Raw genomic sequence first — 14,850 nt, 5'->3', positions numbered from 1 at the left:
GCAATTATACGTCGGCACAGAGTTGGCGGTGGTCGCGCAACATGCAGCGGTCCATCACCACCGTGATGCCCGCCTGTTGGGCGCGCAGTGCGGCTTCTTCGTGCACCACGCTGTCCTGCAGCCACAGCTTCCTGATGCCCAGCCTGATGCAGCTATCCACGATGGCCGGCACGTGCTCTGCGGCACGAAATACATCGACGATATCCACCGGAAAGGGAACGGATTCGAGATCGGCATAAGCCGGTTCCCCCAGCACCTCACGCACCAGGGGGCGCACGGGGATGATGCGATGCCCGAACTGTTGCAATGCCCGGGCAACCTGAAAACTGGGACGCGCCGGATTGGGCGACAGACCGATGACCGCGACCGTGTGCGACTCGCGCAGCAATTTACAGATGTCATCCGGGCTGGGATTGGTGAAGGGCATGTCAGGTTGGCGCAAGATGAGAGCGCTTATAATAAACCAACGACGTGCAGAATTGAGAGGCAATACCTTGAGCGCAATCCACCCCTCCGAGCTGTCCTTCATCACCCGGCATGCGCCATTTGACAGTATGGAGCTGGAGCATGTGATGTGGATGCTGGAGCGCATGCAGCTCGCTTACTATGCCCAAGGTGAAATCATCGCCTCGCCCGAACAGGGCGAGGCAACCCGGATGTGGGTGATCAAACAGGGCCTGGTCATGGGTGAGCAGAGTGTCGCCAAGGCCTCGGATAACGACACCTGGCTGGAACTGATGGCGGGGGAATGTTTTCCGCTGGGGGCTTTGCTGGCGCGGCGGCGCGTGGCCAGCATTTACCGGGCAGGCAGCGACACCTTCTGCTATGAACTGTCCGCTGCAGACTTCCATATCCTGCTTGGGATGAGCGCGCCCTTCCGCGATTTCTGCACACGCCGCATCGCCAATCTGCTGGAACACTCGAAACAAGTCATCCAGGCGGAATTCAGCCACTCCAGCGCGGAGCAGCAATCCCTGGCCAGCCCGTTGTCGGCCATCGTCCGGCGGGCGCCGGTCACCTGTGCGCCCGAAACCACGGTGCAAGCGGCGCTGGAAATCATGCGCGAACAACGTATCGGCTCGATGGTGGCGGCAGACGGGCAGGGACGCCCGCTCGGCATCCTGACCCTGCACGATGTGCTGGAGCGGGTCGCCATCCCGCAGGTTGATACCGGGCAACCGGTCATCAACATCATGAGCACCGAACTGTCCAGCCTACCACCGCAGGCGCTGGCGCATGAGGCGGCGTTGCTCATGGCGCGGCGCGGCTTTCGCCATGTGCTGGTGGTCGAGGAGCAGAAACTGATCGGGCTGGTGTCCGAAAAAGATCTGTTCGCCCTGCAACGGGTCGGCCTGCGCCAGATCGGTTCGACCATCCGCCACGCCGATTCACCCGAGGTGTTGCAGCAGGCCGCTGCCGACATCCGGCGCATGGCACACAACATGATGGCGCAGGGGGTGGCGCCGGAACAGTTGACCCAGTTCATTTCGACCTTCAATGACCTGCTCACCGCGCGCGTGGTCGAGCTGGAATGTGCCGCAGTCTGTCCTGCAGGCGATCCCTTGCATGAAAACATCTGCTGGATGGCACTCGGTTCGGAAGGCCGTCTGGAACAGACGCTGAAGACCGACCAGGACAATGCCATCATCTTCAAGGTGCCGGCGGGACTGACCGCCGATCAGGTGCGCGAAAAATTGCTGCCGTTGGCGAGAAAGATCAATGAAACCCTGGATTTGTGCGGTTTCCCCCTGTGCAAGGGCGAGATCATGGCGAGCAATCGAAAATGGTGTCTGTCGGAGACGGAATGGCAGGAAGTATTTACAAAATGGGTGGACAGCGGCGCGCCGGAAGCGCTGCTCCATGCGTCCATATTTTTCGATTTTCGCGCGCTGTATGGCAACGAAAGCCTGGCCGAACACTTGCGCGCCTGGCTGACCGGCTATGTGCGCAGCAATCAGCGGTTCCTGCACCAGATGGCGGCGAATGCCTTGCGCAATCGTCCGCCGCTCGGCGTGGTGCGCGATTTCGTGGTGGGCAAGGGCAACACGCTTGATCTGAAAACGAATGGCATCACCCCGTTTGTCGATGCGGCGCGCATCTTCAGTCTGGCGTCCGGGGTCGGCAAAACCAACACCGTGCAGCGCTTGCGTGCCAGCGCGGCCGCCCTGCATGTCCCGCCGAACGAGGTGGAAGCGTGGATCAATGCGTTCCTCTTCATCCAGTTGTTGCGCCTGCGCCATCACTACGAAGCCAGTGCGTTGGAGGGCGGCGCGGAACGGCTGGATAACCGCCTCGATCCGGCACAGTTGAACGAACTGGACCGGCGCATCCTGAAGGAGGCTTTTCGCCAGGCGCGCAAGGTGCAGGCCAAGCTGGCGCTGGACTATCAATTGTGAAAAAAATGGTGCAACGCTGGTTCGCCGCGCCCGCCCGGCTGACCGAGCAGCAAAAAGGGCGATTGCAGGCATGGCGTGAACTGCCGCCCGCCGTCCTTTCCTCGCCTTTCGACAAGGAACGCTATGTCGTGGTCGATGTGGAGACGACAGGGCTGAACCTGATGACGGATACGCTGATTTCGATCGGGGCGGTGGCGGTCGTGGGCGGCCGCATCGCGTTTGCAGACAGCTTTGCCATCGTGCTGCAGCAGGAGCAGGCCAGCCGCAAGGAAAACATTCTGATTCACGGCATCTCGGGTTCGGTGCAGCGCGCCGGCATTCCGGCAGCGGATGCGCTGCTGGATTTTCTCGCGTATCTGGGCAAGTCGCCGCTGGTTGCCTTTCATGTGGCCTTCGACGAAACCATGATCCGGCGCGCCATGCGCCAGTATCTCAATCTGACCTTCAAACATCCGTGGCTGGATCTGGCCTACCTGATGCCGGCGCTGTATCCGGCACTGGCACGCAGCCACCGCGTGCTGGATGACTGGGCGCGCCGCTTCGAAATTCACAACGCCGCACGCCATGACGCAAGCGCCGATGCCATGGTCACCGCACAGTTGCTGCAAGTGTCCCTGACGCAGGCGCGGCGCAAACAGGCCGCGCATTTTGCCGCTTTGCGCGAACTGGAAAAAGCGCAGCGCTGGGCGCATCGCACGTAAGTTACCTGTAAGTTTCCTGCCGTAGTCTGATTCGCAGTTGTAGCGGGTCGATTGGTTGCCCGGCCCGGACGACCTGCGGATGCGGTGCTTCAACTTACACAATCAACATGGGAGAAAAGCATGGATAAAAGTGGCGAGGCCTATTGGAAGGCCACATTGGGATTGCTGACCAAGATCCTGGCAGTCTGGTTCCTGGTTTCATTCGGGGCGGGCATCCTGTTTGTGGACCTGTTCAACAAAATCAGTTTGGGCGGCTACCCGCTGGGATTCTGGTTCGCCCATCAAGGGTCTATGTATATCTTCGTGGCGCTGATTTTTATCTACGCCAAGAAGATGGGCGAGATCGATCGCAAATTCGACGTTCACGAAGAATAAGGGGATACCATGGATCTGCAAACAACAATCTATCTGGTGGTGGGGCTGAGCTTCTCGCTTTACATCGGCATCGCCTTCTGGGCGCGCGCGGGTTCGACCTCCGAATTTTATGTCGCCGGCGGTGGTGTGGGGCCGCGCATCAACGGCATGGCAACGGCAGCGGACTGGATGTCTGCGGCGTCGTTCATCTCCATGGCGGGGTTGATCTCCAACATGGGCTACGGCGGCGGTCTGTTCCTGATGGGCTGGACCGGCGGCTATGTCTTGCTGGCCTTGTTGCTGGCACCGTATCTGCGCAAGTTCGGCAAATTCACCGTGCCGCAATTCATCGGTGACCGCTACTATTCCAAGTCGGCTTCGACAGTCGCCGTGATCTGTCTGCTGACCGCATCGTTGACTTATGTGATCGGCCAGATGACTGGTGTGGGGGTTGCGTTCTCTCGCTTCCTCGGCGTGTCCAGCGAAACAGGGATCTATGTCGGCATGGGCATTGTGTTCTTGTATGCGGTGCTGGGCGGCATGAAGGGCATCACCTATACGCAAGTGGTGCAGTATGTCGTGCTGATCTTCGCTTACACCGTGCCGGCGATCTTCATCTCCATGCACCTGACCGGCAATCCGATCCCGCAACTGGGTCTGGGTTCTGATCTGGTCGGCACCGATGTCTCGCTGCTGCAAAAACTCGACAGCATCGTGGTCGATCTCGGTTTTGGTCAGTACACCACGACCACGGCCGGCAGCACGCTCAACATGTTCGTGTACACCTTCTCGCTGATGATCGGTACGGCGGGTCTGCCGCACGTCATCATGAGATTCTTTACCGTGCCTACGGTTGCCGCCGCGCGTTCTTCCGCAGGCTGGGCGCTGGTCTTCATCGCGATTCTGTACACCACCGCCCCCGCAGTGGCGGCGATGGCAAAGTACAACCTGATCTCCACGGTGAACACCGCGGTCGCGACGAACGGGGATCTGTACGCACCGGAAGCCAGCCTGGAAGCAGCCAAGCAACCGGACTGGATGAACCGTTGGGAAAAGACCGGCTTGCTGAAGTTCGAAGACAAGAACGGTGACGGCCGCATCCAGTATTACAACGACAAGACCAAGAACCAGGCTGTGCTGGACAAGGCCGCAGCAGCGGGCTGGAAGGGCAACGAGCTGTCGGTGAATGCCGACATCATCGTGCTGGCCAACCCCGAGATCGCGTTGCTGCCGAACTGGGTGATCGCCCTGGTGGCTGCCGGGGGCCTGGCTGCCGCGCTGTCCACTGCGGCCGGTCTGTTGCTGGCGATTTCTTCCGCCATCTCGCATGACCTGGTGAAAGGTGTGTTCAATCCGAACATCAGCGAAAAAGGCGAGTTGATGGCGGGCAAGATCGCCATGTCGCTCTCCATTATCGTTGCCGGTTATCTGGGCCTGAATCCGCCGGGCTTCGCGGCGGGAACGGTAGCGCTGGCATTCGGTATCGCGGCCAGCTCCCTGTTCCCCGCAATCATGATGGGCATCTTCAGCAAGAAGATGAACAAGGAAGGCGCGATTGCCGGTATGTTGGCCGGTCTGCTCATCACCCTGTTCTACGTGTTCGCGCACAAGGGCTTGTTCTTCATCAAGGGCACGGACTACCTCGATCTGATCGGGGGCCCCAACAGCTTCTTCGGCATCACCCCGGAAGCCTTTGGCGGCGTCGGCGCGATGATCAACTTCATGGTGGCATTCGTGGTGGACAAATTCACCAAGGAACCGCCGGAACATATCCAGCATCTGGTGGAAAGCGTGCGTACGCCGCGCGGTTCCAAGGCGGTGGATGGCGCTCACGCATAATTGCTGCGGTCTGCGGTAACATCGACCCCGCCGTATCCCGGCGGGGTTTTTTCTTGGAGTCCTTATGGTTTTTGATATCAGTGTGGCGATGACCTGGGTGTTGTTTCTATCCCTGTTCCCGATGGCATTCATCTGGTTGCGCAGGGCATGGCGCATCGCAATGCAGCATGACTTTTCCGAGGTGGCCTTGAAAAAAGGCGTGGCACCGGATAATCCCGGCAAGTTTGCCCCCTATGCGGCCGCCATCAATCTGCTGGCGGGCGTCATTGTGGTCGTCGTCATTGTGGGCGTGGTCACCGCCCGTTTCGATTACGCGACCTGGAGTGCCACGGCGGGCATCACCATCTGGCTCAAGCTGATCGCGGATTTCATCCTGAGCCGGCATGCCCATCCGTTCCTGCTGAAAAACAACAAACCCTGACGGGCCTTTCGCGGTCAGTTGGCCGGCCTGGCCGGGAGCGCACTGAAGATCACGCAAATGCGGGTGCCCACGCCGTGGCGGCCCGAAGCCAGCTCCAGTTTTGCGCCATGCCGTTTGGTGATTTCGTCCACGATCGACAAGCCGAGTCCGCTCCCGCTTTCGCCGTTGCCGAGAATGCGATAGAAGCGTTCGAATACCCGTTCGCGGTGTTCCGGGGTGATGCCGGGGCCATTGTCTTCAACACAGAGACTTGCTTTGCCGTGCGCCAGGCTGACACTGATCGTGATATGACCGCCGGCCGGCGTGTAGCGCACCGCGTTGTCGGACAAATTGTTCAGCAGATCAAGCAAGCTATTGGCATCGCCGCTGATCGTCACCGGCGTGCCGGCACTTTCAAAGCCGAGATCGATGTTCTTTTCCAGGGCCAGCGGCACCCAGGTGAGCGCCACTTCCTGCGCCAATTGGTTGAGGTCGAGCGGCAGGAAGCTGTCCGTGCGTCCGCCGCCCGGTTCGTTGCGCGCCAGTGCCAGCAGTTGGTTGACCAGCCGCGTACCGTGGCGGGTGCTGGTCAGAATGCGTTCGAGCGCGTGCTGCTTGAGCGCAATCTCATCGGAGCGCAAGGCGAGTTCTGTCTGCGTCTTCAGTCCGGCAAACGGGGTGCGCAGCTGGTGGGCGGCATCCGCGAGAAAACGTTTTTGCGCGGCCATCACCTGTTGCAGGCGTTCCAGCAGATTGTTCACGGCATCGATCAGGGGGCCGACTTCGGCGGGTGCTTTGCTGCCGTCGAGGCGCGACAGATCGTCGCGCCGCCGTTCCAGCACTTCGCGCCGCAGGCGTTCCAGGGGGCGCAGCCCCTGCTTCAGCCCGTACCAGACCACAGCCAAGGCGATCAGGGTCAGCAGCAACTGCGGGATAACGATGTTCGCCAGGATGCCGCGGATCAGCGCCTGGCGCTGCTCGGTGGTTTCCGACACATGCAACTGGAATACGCCGTCGCGCGAAGCAAACGTCAGGCTGACCATGCGCGTTTTTTTTCCTTCACGTTCGCTGTTGCTGAAGAGCGGCCCGGGGCGTCCGCGCCGATAGGACAACGGGCGCAGGGTATTGCCGGTGCCCGCAAGTTTTCGCCCCTTGCTATCCGTGACCGTGTACAGCACGCGATCCGGCATGCCGGGATCGGAACCGTCCGGCAGTACGGGAATAATGTCCAATTGCTCATTGCCGCTGCCGAGTTTGAGCTGGGCCGCGATCTCGTGTGCACGCTGCAGCAGGACCAGATCGTAAGGCTGGTTGGCATAATTAATGGTGGCGAAGTAACCGACGACGGTGCTGACGATCCACAGCAAATACAGCGAAATCAGCAGGCGCTGCATGAGGTAGCTGCGCAGGGAGCGGACTGGAGATTCCTGGGTGCGCGGCATGCTCATGCAGACGTGGGAGGGGCTGTGGGCCTAGCTGGAAGCCGGCTTTAGCATGTCGATGACATAACCCAGGCCGCGGATGGTGCGGATGGTCACGCCCGCCGGCTCGACCTTTTTGCGCAGACGATGGATATAAACTTCGATCGCATTGCTGCTCGCTTCCTCGGCGTAACTGTAGATGCGCTCCAGCATCTGCTCCTTGCTCACCACCCAGCCGGTGCGCAACATCAGCGCTTCGAGCACGCTCAATTCGCGCGTGGTCAGTTCGAGCGGCTCGCCGTCGATCGTGGTGCGCCGGGCGACACTGTCGAACACCAGCGTGCCGCAGGTATAAACCGGATTGACCCCGCATTGGCCGCGCCGGAGCAGCGCGCGCACCCGCGCTTCAAGTTCCGGCAGGCTGAAGGGTTTGATCATGTAGTCGTCCGCACCCAGGTCGAGCCCGCGCACGCGGTCTCCCTCGGCATCGCGTGCGGTCAGAATGATCACGGGGACCTGGTGGTTGTGCTCGCGCAGACTTCGTAGCACACTGAATCCGTCCACTTTCGGCAGGCCCAGATCGAGAATCACCAGATCAAAAGGTTGCTCACCGCTTAAAATCAGGCGCGCGGCGTTACCGTCCTTGACGCAGTCAACGGCATAGCCGGACTGGCGCATGGAGTGGCACAATCCGTCAGCGAGCACTTCGTCGTCTTCGGCGATCAGGATGCGCATGGCAGTCGTGGATAAAATGATTTCCGGGTTGGGATCGGCGTACTGGATTTGACGCTTGCGCCCCATTCTATGGGGTTGCGCCAATTTTTCAAAGCCGGGCAACCGGAATCGCAACGAAACATCGGGCAGGGAAGGGGGAAATTGTGCAGCTTGGCGAAAAACACCGGCGCTACTGGCGCGGTAATTTGCGGCTTACCGGGGGATTGCTGCTCATCTGGTTCGTGGCCACGTTTGGGGTCAGCTGGTTTGCACGCGAACTGCAGTCACTGACGTTCTTCGGTTTTCCGCTGCCGTTCTTCATGGCGGCACAAGGTGCGTTGCTGATTTATGTGATTCTGGTGGGTTACTACGCCTGGCGCATGGATAGACGGGACCGCGAATTCGGCGTGCAGGAAGAGGCGTGATGGCCTATCCCGCACAAGCGCAGTTCGTTTCCCAGCTCAAACGCTACTATTCGCTTTACACGGGCGGCGTGATTGGTTTCGTCGTGCTGCTGTCCATCCTGGAGCAGATGGGCGTGCCGAACAAGGTGCTGGGCTACATCTTTCTGGGTGTCACCGTAGCCCTCTATGCCGGTATCGGTATTTTGTCGCGGACCTCGGACGTCGCGGAATATTACGTGGCGGGGCGGCGGGTGCCCGCCCTGTTCAACGGCATGGCCACGGCGGCCGACTGGATGTCTGCCGCCAGCTTCATCGGTCTGGCTGGCACGTTGTATGTGTCGGGCTACGACGGCCTGGCGTTCGTCATGGGGTGGACGGGTGGTTTTTGCCTCGTGGCCCTGTTCCTTGCCCCCTACCTGCGCAAATTCGGACAGTTCACCATTCCGGATTTTCTCGGCGCCCGCTATGGCGGCGATGTACCGCGCATGATCGGCGTATTCGCCGCCATCCTTTGCTCGTTCACCTACGTGATCGCCCAGATTTACGGGCTTGGACTGATTGTCAGCCGGTTTACGGGACTGGATTTCGGCGTCGGCGTGTTCGTGGGCTTGGGGAGCATCCTGTTTTGCTCGTTTCTCGGCGGCATGCGTGCCGTGACCTGGACTCAGGTCTCGCAGTACGTCATTTTGATCGTCGCCTACATGATTCCGGTGATCTGGCTGTCGGTCAAACATACTGGCAATCCGGTTCCGTAGATCGCCTACGGCTATGTCTTGCAGCAGGTCACCGCGCGCGAGCAGGTATTGAATGACCCGGCCACGCCGGAGGGTGAGCGCGAGGCAGAAGTGCGGGCCTTGTTCAGCCAGCAACAGGTTCAGCATGAAAATGCGCTGCGCGCGCTGGAGGCCGGCGGAGCGGGTTATCTGGCGCAGGAGCGCGCAAATCTGCAGGCGGCGGTGAACGGACTCAAGGCAAACCGGTCCCCTCCCGAAACATTAAGTGCAGCCGAAAATCGGCTGGCAGCCTTTCCTGCCGATGTGTCTTCTGCGCGTATCGCCTGGCAGCAGGCTGCCGAAGCGGAACGTGTCCGCGCGGCGCCGATCTCCCCGCATGCGGAGCCGTTCGCGGCGCCGGACGAGGCGGCCCGCGACATCAAGCGCAAGAATTTTCTGGCGTTGGTGTTGTGCCTGATGGTGGGAACTGCGGCACTCCCCCATATCCTGATGCGTTTCTACACGACCACCTCGGTGAAGGAAGCACGCATGTCGGTGTTTTGGTCGCTGATCTTCATTTCTTTGCTCTATATCACGGCACCGGCACTGGCGGTATTGGCCAAATATGACGTCTATACCCTGCTGGTGGGTTCCAGCTTCTCCGAACTGCCGAGCTGGGTATCGGCCTGGGCCGCAGTGGACAAGACGTTGATGAGCATTACCGACATGAATCATGATGGCATCGTGCAACTGGCCGAAATCACGTTGGGCGGCGATCTGGTCGTGCTGGCGACGCCGGAGATCGCGGGATTGCCGTACGTTGTCACCGCTCTGGTGGCGGCGGGCGGGCTGGCGGCCGCGCTGTCCACGGCGGACGGGTTGATGCTGACCATCGCCAACGCACTGTCGCATGACGTCTATTACAAGATGATCAATCCGGCTGCACCGACTTCGCGTCGCCTCGCAATTTCCAAGGGGCTGTTGTTGCTGGTTGCGATCTGTGGGGCGTACATCACCTCGCTCAAGCCGGGCGACATTCTCTTTCTGGTTGGCGCGGCATTCTCGCTCGCTGCCTCCGCTTTCTTCCCCGCCCTGGTCTTGGGGATCTTCTGGAAACGCGCCAACCGAACCGGAGCCGTGCTCGGCATGGTTGGCGGACTGGGGGTGTGCATGTACTACATGTATCGCACCTATCCATTCTTTGGCGTCAACGGCGCGCTCTGGTGGGACATCAATCCGATCTCGGCGGGCATCTTCGGCATGCCGGTAGGCTTCCTCGCGGTCATTCTGGGCAGTTTGCTGACGCGCGCGCCGGCAATGCAGATCCAGGCAATGGTTGATCATGTGCGCTATCCGCGCCTGGCGTCCGACACCGAGCTTGAAAAAACCTGAACGGGCGCCCGTTGTGTACTCCTCCCCCGAATTTTTTCTTGTCATCGTGCTGAAGGCGCTGGTTGAAATCGCCGCTTTGTCTCTGCTTGCGCAAGCCGTTCTGGGGGTGATGGCGGGGCGGGCGCGGCAGACGAATATCGTCTATCGCCTGTTGCAAACCATCACCTTGCCGGTGTTCAGGCTGGCGCGCAAACTCTGTCCGGGTCTGATTGCCGACGACTATCTGGGATTGGTCGCTTTTTTGCTGCTGTTCTGGAGTTGGCTCCTGCTGCTGTATGCCAAGGCCTACGTTTGTCATGCGCAGCACCTGGCCTGTTTTGCCGCGCCATAGTTGGACTGCAAAGGCAAAAGCCGTTATCCTGCGCACCGCTGCAAAACGCGCTCGTAGCTCAGCTGGATAGAGTATCGGTTTCCGAAGCCGAGGGTCGTGGGTTCGACTCCCGCCGAGCGCACCAAATTCAGACTTATGGCCATGCGACTTTAGGTCAATAAATTCTAGTCAAAACTTGCCGTGACATACGAGGGGCCTCGTCACGCCTACCAAACTATCGTGGATACGCAGGAACGCGAAGGGCTGTATGCAATGCCGTGTGCGGCCAAGCGGTGAAGGGTGTTCGTGACATGCACCGCCTATCCAAGTCAGCCGGAAAACCTTGTAAGCTGGCACGCACATAAGCTATTGCAACAAATGTCGATGGCGAGTTGCTCGACGATATCGACGTAATCGCAGCCACCGTAGTAACGCTTGCCGGGATAGCCTTCGGCATACTTGTTGGTGAGTTGGGAGCCCTGCACGGCCATCACGGCTGGCGAGGTGTAGTTTTCGGAGGCGATCAGCTCGATGTGAGCTTCCTGCCGCCGGTTTTCTTGTTGGATAGCAGCGTAGATTTCAGGGTCGATCTGGTCGACGGCATATTGGGCGCGTTCAAACATGGGTAATCTTTTATGTAAAAATCCCGGCAGTGTGCCGGGACGGTTGTTGTGGAAGTGAAGTAAATCAGGCCACCATGGCACGCAGGGTTTTGGCCGCAGCGACCATGTTGGTCAGCGCCGGGATCACCTCGTTCCACTGGCGGGTCTTCAGGCCGCAATCTGGGTTGACCCACAGGCGTTCGGCGGGCACGCGCTCGGCGGCCTTCTTCATCAGCTCGACCATATGCTGCACGGTCGGGATGTTGGGCGAATGGATGTCATACACGCCGGGGCCGATCTCGTTCGGATACTTGAAATGGTCGAACGCATCCAGCAGCTCCATGTCGGAGCGCGATGTCTCGATGGTGATGACATCGGCATCCATGTCGGCAATGGCGGCGATGATGTCGTTGAACTCCGAGTAGCACATATGGGTGTGAATCTGCGTTTCATCTTTCACACCGTTCGCTGTAATGCGAAAGGATTCCACCGCCCAGTCCAAATAGTTGCTCCATTGCGCCTTGCGTAGCGGCAGACCTTCGCGCAGTGCAGCCTCATCGATCTGAATCACGCGCACACCGGCTCTTTCCAAATCCAGCACTTCTTCGCGGATGGCGAGAGCCAGCTGCTTGCAGGACACCGAACGCGGCTGGTCGTCGCGCACGAACGACCAGTTGAGAATGGTCACCGGCCCGGTCAGCATGCCCTTCATGGGCTTGTTGGTGAGCGACTGCGCGTACTTGATCCACTCCACCGTCATCGCCTTGGGGCGGCTGATGTCGCCAAACAGGATGGGCGGCTTCACGCAACGCGAACCATAAGACTGCACCCAGCCGAATTCGCTGAAGGCGTAGCCGTCGAGCTGCTCGCCGAAATACTCCACCATGTCGTTGCGCTCGGCTTCGCCGTGCACGAACACATCCAGTCCCAATACCTCCTGCTCGTGCACGCTGCGGGCAATCTCGGCCTGCATCGCGGTCTTGTAGGTCGCCTCACTGATCTCGCCCGCCTTGAACTGGCGGCGCGCCAAACGGATTTCTGCCGTCTGCGGAAAGGAGCCGATGGTGGTAGTGGGAAACTTTGGCAGCTTCAGCAGCTCGGCCTGCTTGGCGGCACGCTGGGTATATGGACTCTGGCGTTGACCAAGTTTCGCGTCGATCTTGGCCAGAGTAGCTTTTACCACTGGGTTATTGACACGCGGCGAGTTGCGGCGGGATTCGATCGCGGTACGGTTGGCGGCGAGTTCGGCCTTCACGGCGTCGCGCCCCTGATTCAGCGCGGCAGCGAGCACACCGAGCTCTTCCAGCTTTTGTTTGGCAAACGCCAGCCAGGATTTGATCTCGTCATCCAGTTTCTGCTCGCTGCCTAAATCCACCGGCACATGCAGCAACGAGCACGACGGCGCAATCCACAGACGATCACCCAACTGTTTCGCAAGCGGTTCCAGCCAAGCCAGTGTCTCATTCAGGTCAGTCTTCCAGATGTTGCGCCCGTTAATGACACCCAGCGACAGCACCTTGTGCGAAGGCAACAGGTTCAGCAACGGCTGGATGTCGTCTCGACCGTTGATGGCATCCACATGCAGCCCCGCTACCGGCAAATTGGCAGCCAAGTATCTGTTCTCAAGCAACTGGCCAAAATAGGTGGCCAACAACAGCTTGATACGGCAGCTCTTCAGGTGGTGGTAAGCGATGTTGAAGGCATGCAGCCATTCCGCATTGAGTTCGGTGACGAGAATGGGCTCGTCGATCTGCACCCATTCCACGCCCTGTGCAGCCAGCGTGTCCAGCAATTCTCCATACACGGGAAGCAATCGCGGCAGCAGCGCGAGACGGTCGGAATCGTCCTTGGATTTTCCGATGGCGAGATAAGTCACCGGGCCGACGATGACTGGTTTGGCTGTTATGCCTTGGGCTCTGGCTTCCGCCAGTTGCGCCAAGAGGCGCGAGGCATCCAGCCTGAACTGGGTGTCGGCAGTGAATTCGGGGACAATGTAGTGGTAGTTGGTGTCAAACCACTTGGTCATTTCGCCCGCCGCAACTCCACTGCAGCATGACGCGCGATCTTCCGCCGATTGGGCCGAACGTCCACGTGCCACGCGGAAAGTGTTGTCCAGCGCATCGCCTTGGAAGCCGCGCACACGTTCAGGCAGATTGCCCAGAGTAAAACTCATGTCCAACACCTGGTCGTAGAAGCTAAAATCGCCAACCGGCACGAAATCGAGGCCAGACTGATCCTGCCAGTGACGCTGGCGCAGTTCCGAGCCTTTAGCCTTCAATTCGTCGCGAGAGGATTGCCCCTTCCAGTAGGATTCGAGAGCGAATTTCAGTTCGCGCTTGGCTCCGATGCGCGGAAAGCCGAGGTTATGAGTGATTGCCATGGTTTATGCCTTAAAGAAATGAACAGGGGCGCATGATAGGCAACTCATCCCATGAGTAAAAATGGTATTATTTCACGTATCAATTACTATCATTCATGCATCAATTTTTCATGGGCACTCTCGAACGAATTCATCTCGAAATCATCCGTGCCGTCGAGCAGCGCGGCTCGTTGACCGCCGCAGCAGAAAAGCTGCATCTCACCCAGTCCGCGCTCAGCCACACCGTGCGCAAGCTGGAGGATCAGCTCGGTCTCGCCATCTGGTATCGAGAAGGGCGTAGCCTGCGTCCGACTCAGGCGGGAGAGTATCTGTTGGCTGCTGCCAACCGGCTGTTGCCGCAGCTCACCCATACCGAGGAACGATTGGGGCAATTCGCGCAGGGTGAGCGTGGTAGCCTGCGCATCGGCATGGAATGCCACCCTTGCTACCAGTGGCTGCTGAAGGTTGTCTCGCCGTACCTCGCGCAATGGCCAGACGTGGATGTGGATGTGAAACAGAAATTTCAGTTCGGCGGCATCGGCGCGTTGTTCGGATATGAAATCGATATGCTGGTGACCCCCGACCCGCTCTACAAACCCGGCCTTACATTCGAACCCGTGTTCGACTACGAGCAGGTGCTGGTCGTCGGCCCGCAACACCCCCTGCGCGGAGCCGAATACGTGCTGCCTAGGCAGCTATCGGATGAGACGCTCATCACCTACCCGGTCGCCATCGAGCGACTCGATATCTTCAATCATTTCCTGACCCCAGCCGGTATCGCGCCTAAGCGCCACAAGATCATCGAGACCACCGACATCATGCTGCAAATGGTCGCCAGCGGACGCGGTGTCGCCGCTCTACCGCGCTGGCTGGTGGAGGAGCAGTCCACCAAGTTCGATGTCGCGCCAGTGAAGCTAGGATCAAAAGGTGTGGACAAGCAAATCTTTCTGGGATTTCGCGAGGTGGATGCGGACATAGACTACCTCCGCGCTTTCGTCGATCTGGCGCGCACCCATCGCGATAAGCGACAGTGAACGACGTGTATCCGGTCAATTTCAAACGTACCGTACTCACCGGCCGCAGTCAGGGTCGCGATCCAGTCATCACCCTGATCCAGCAGCAGGTGGAGGAACGACTGTTGGTACGCGTTGAAAATTCCCCACTTTTCCTAGTGTCTGCGCGCTGAAAATTACCCAGGTGATTAACCTCCTCCGTTCCGATTTTCGGACTGGAGAAACCAAGGAG

14 protein-coding genes, 1 tRNA gene and 1 pseudogene are annotated in these 14,850 nt (G+C 59.4%); 11 read left to right on the top strand and 5 right to left on the bottom strand.

Annotated elements, in window-relative coordinates:
* Window positions 1-4 precede the first annotated feature (4 nt).
* Entirely contained in the window at window positions 5-427 is a 423-nt protein-coding gene (locus ACKTSJ_RS08345) for a CoA-binding protein (RefSeq protein ID WP_407899219.1), read from the bottom strand.
* A gap of 67 nt (window positions 428-494) precedes the next feature.
* Here ACKTSJ_RS08345 and ACKTSJ_RS08340 point away from each other — a divergent pair, with 67 nt between their 5' ends.
* From ACKTSJ_RS08340 to ACKTSJ_RS08320, 5 genes are all read left to right on the top strand, one after another.
* On the top strand, window positions 495-2,396 hold the full coding sequence (locus tag ACKTSJ_RS08340; RefSeq protein WP_407899217.1) for a DUF294 nucleotidyltransferase-like domain-containing protein: 1,902 nt from the start codon (window positions 495-497) through the stop codon (window positions 2,394-2,396).
* 5 nt (window positions 2,397-2,401) lie between these two features.
* The gene (locus ACKTSJ_RS08335) at window positions 2,402-3,097 is read left to right on the top strand and encodes a PolC-type DNA polymerase III (RefSeq protein ID WP_407899298.1); all 696 of its coding nucleotides are present in this window, start codon (window positions 2,402-2,404) and stop codon (window positions 3,095-3,097) included.
* 120 nt (window positions 3,098-3,217) lie between these two features.
* Window positions 3,218-3,472, top strand: a complete 255-nt coding sequence (locus ACKTSJ_RS08330) for a DUF4212 domain-containing protein (protein ID WP_407899215.1) — start codon at window positions 3,218-3,220, stop codon at window positions 3,470-3,472.
* A gap of 9 nt (window positions 3,473-3,481) precedes the next feature.
* The gene (locus ACKTSJ_RS08325; protein ID WP_407899213.1) at window positions 3,482-5,290 is read left to right on the top strand and encodes a sodium:solute symporter family protein; all 1,809 of its coding nucleotides are present in this window, start codon (window positions 3,482-3,484) and stop codon (window positions 5,288-5,290) included.
* A 64-nt stretch (window positions 5,291-5,354) separates the two neighbouring features.
* On the top strand, window positions 5,355-5,711 hold the full coding sequence (locus tag ACKTSJ_RS08320) for a hypothetical protein (protein ID WP_407899211.1): 357 nt from the start codon (window positions 5,355-5,357) through the stop codon (window positions 5,709-5,711).
* 14 nt (window positions 5,712-5,725) lie between these two features.
* Here ACKTSJ_RS08320 and ACKTSJ_RS08315 read toward each other — a convergent pair whose 3' ends face one another.
* Entirely contained in the window at window positions 5,726-7,138 is a 1,413-nt protein-coding gene (locus tag ACKTSJ_RS08315) for an ATP-binding protein (protein ID WP_407899209.1), read from the bottom strand.
* A 24-nt stretch (window positions 7,139-7,162) separates the two neighbouring features.
* Entirely contained in the window at window positions 7,163-7,846 is a 684-nt protein-coding gene (locus ACKTSJ_RS08310; RefSeq protein WP_407899297.1) for a response regulator, read from the bottom strand.
* Between the two features lie 143 nt (window positions 7,847-7,989).
* Between ACKTSJ_RS08310 and ACKTSJ_RS08305 the strand changes: the two genes are divergently transcribed.
* The 5 genes from ACKTSJ_RS08305 to ACKTSJ_RS08285 all read left to right on the top strand — a co-directional run bounded on the left by ACKTSJ_RS08305 (window position 7,990) and on the right by ACKTSJ_RS08285 (window position 10,789).
* Entirely contained in the window at window positions 7,990-8,250 is a 261-nt protein-coding gene (locus ACKTSJ_RS08305; RefSeq protein ID WP_407899207.1) for a DUF4212 domain-containing protein, read from the top strand.
* Window positions 8,250-8,984 (top strand): VC_2705 family sodium/solute symporter, encoded by a 735-nt coding sequence (locus tag ACKTSJ_RS08300; protein WP_407899205.1) that lies wholly within the window; start codon window positions 8,250-8,252, stop codon window positions 8,982-8,984. The genes ACKTSJ_RS08305 and ACKTSJ_RS08300 overlap by 1 nt, the downstream gene beginning before the upstream one ends.
* Before the next feature lie 18 nt (window positions 8,985-9,002).
* Window positions 9,003-10,334 (top strand): VC_2705 family sodium/solute symporter, encoded by a 1,332-nt coding sequence (locus ACKTSJ_RS08295; RefSeq protein WP_407899204.1) that lies wholly within the window; start codon window positions 9,003-9,005, stop codon window positions 10,332-10,334.
* Window positions 10,335-10,347: 13 nt separating this feature from the next.
* Entirely contained in the window at window positions 10,348-10,665 is a 318-nt protein-coding gene (locus tag ACKTSJ_RS08290; RefSeq protein WP_407899203.1) for a hypothetical protein, read from the top strand.
* Between the two features lie 47 nt (window positions 10,666-10,712).
* A tRNA-Arg gene (locus ACKTSJ_RS08285) sits at window positions 10,713-10,789 on the top strand.
* A gap of 235 nt (window positions 10,790-11,024) precedes the next feature.
* Here ACKTSJ_RS08285 and glyA read toward each other — a convergent pair.
* Together glyA and metE are read right to left on the bottom strand one after the other, a co-directional pair.
* Window positions 11,025-11,267, bottom strand: a pseudogene (gene glyA, locus ACKTSJ_RS08280) (serine hydroxymethyltransferase); the annotation flags it as partial.
* A 64-nt stretch (window positions 11,268-11,331) separates the two neighbouring features.
* Window positions 11,332-13,626: a 5-methyltetrahydropteroyltriglutamate--homocysteine S-methyltransferase gene (gene metE / locus ACKTSJ_RS08275; RefSeq protein WP_407899201.1), complete on the bottom strand. Its 2,295-nt coding sequence runs from the start codon at window positions 13,624-13,626 to the stop codon at window positions 11,332-11,334.
* A 110-nt stretch (window positions 13,627-13,736) separates the two neighbouring features.
* On the opposite strand from metE, the gene ACKTSJ_RS08270 reads away from it, so the two are divergent.
* Window positions 13,737-14,639, top strand: a complete 903-nt coding sequence (locus ACKTSJ_RS08270) for a LysR family transcriptional regulator (RefSeq protein ID WP_407899199.1) — start codon at window positions 13,737-13,739, stop codon at window positions 14,637-14,639.
* Window positions 14,640-14,850 lie beyond the last annotated feature (211 nt).

Origin of the sequence: Ferrigenium sp. UT5, assembly GCF_045866295.1 — a bacterium.
Taxonomy (GTDB): domain Bacteria; phylum Pseudomonadota; class Gammaproteobacteria; order Burkholderiales; family Gallionellaceae; genus Sideroxyarcus.
Note: the sequence above shows the minus strand (reverse complement) of the source record. Positions and strands in the feature narration are given on the sequence as shown.

Excerpts from the sequence above, each read along its gene's own strand:
- ACKTSJ_RS08345 (WP_407899219.1), bottom strand. The coding sequence starts at position 427 with ATGCCCTTCACCAATCCCAGCCCGGATGACATCTGTAAATTGCTGCGC.
- ACKTSJ_RS08335 (WP_407899298.1), top strand. The coding sequence starts at position 2,402 with ATGGTGCAACGCTGGTTCGCCGCGCCCGCCCGGCTGACCGAGCAGCAA.
- ACKTSJ_RS08330 (WP_407899215.1), top strand. The coding sequence starts at position 3,218 with ATGGATAAAAGTGGCGAGGCCTATTGGAAGGCCACATTGGGATTGCTG.
- ACKTSJ_RS08325 (WP_407899213.1), top strand. The coding sequence starts at position 3,482 with ATGGATCTGCAAACAACAATCTATCTGGTGGTGGGGCTGAGCTTCTCG.
- ACKTSJ_RS08320 (WP_407899211.1), top strand. The coding sequence starts at position 5,355 with ATGGTTTTTGATATCAGTGTGGCGATGACCTGGGTGTTGTTTCTATCC.
- ACKTSJ_RS08315 (WP_407899209.1), bottom strand. The coding sequence starts at position 7,138 with ATGAGCATGCCGCGCACCCAGGAATCTCCAGTCCGCTCCCTGCGCAGC.
- ACKTSJ_RS08310 (WP_407899297.1), bottom strand. The coding sequence starts at position 7,846 with ATGCGCATCCTGATCGCCGAAGACGACGAAGTGCTCGCTGACGGATTG.
- ACKTSJ_RS08300 (WP_407899205.1), top strand. The coding sequence starts at position 8,250 with ATGGCCTATCCCGCACAAGCGCAGTTCGTTTCCCAGCTCAAACGCTAC.
- metE (WP_407899201.1), bottom strand. The coding sequence starts at position 13,626 with ATGGCAATCACTCATAACCTCGGCTTTCCGCGCATCGGAGCCAAGCGC.
- ACKTSJ_RS08270 (WP_407899199.1), top strand. The coding sequence starts at position 13,737 with ATGGGCACTCTCGAACGAATTCATCTCGAAATCATCCGTGCCGTCGAG.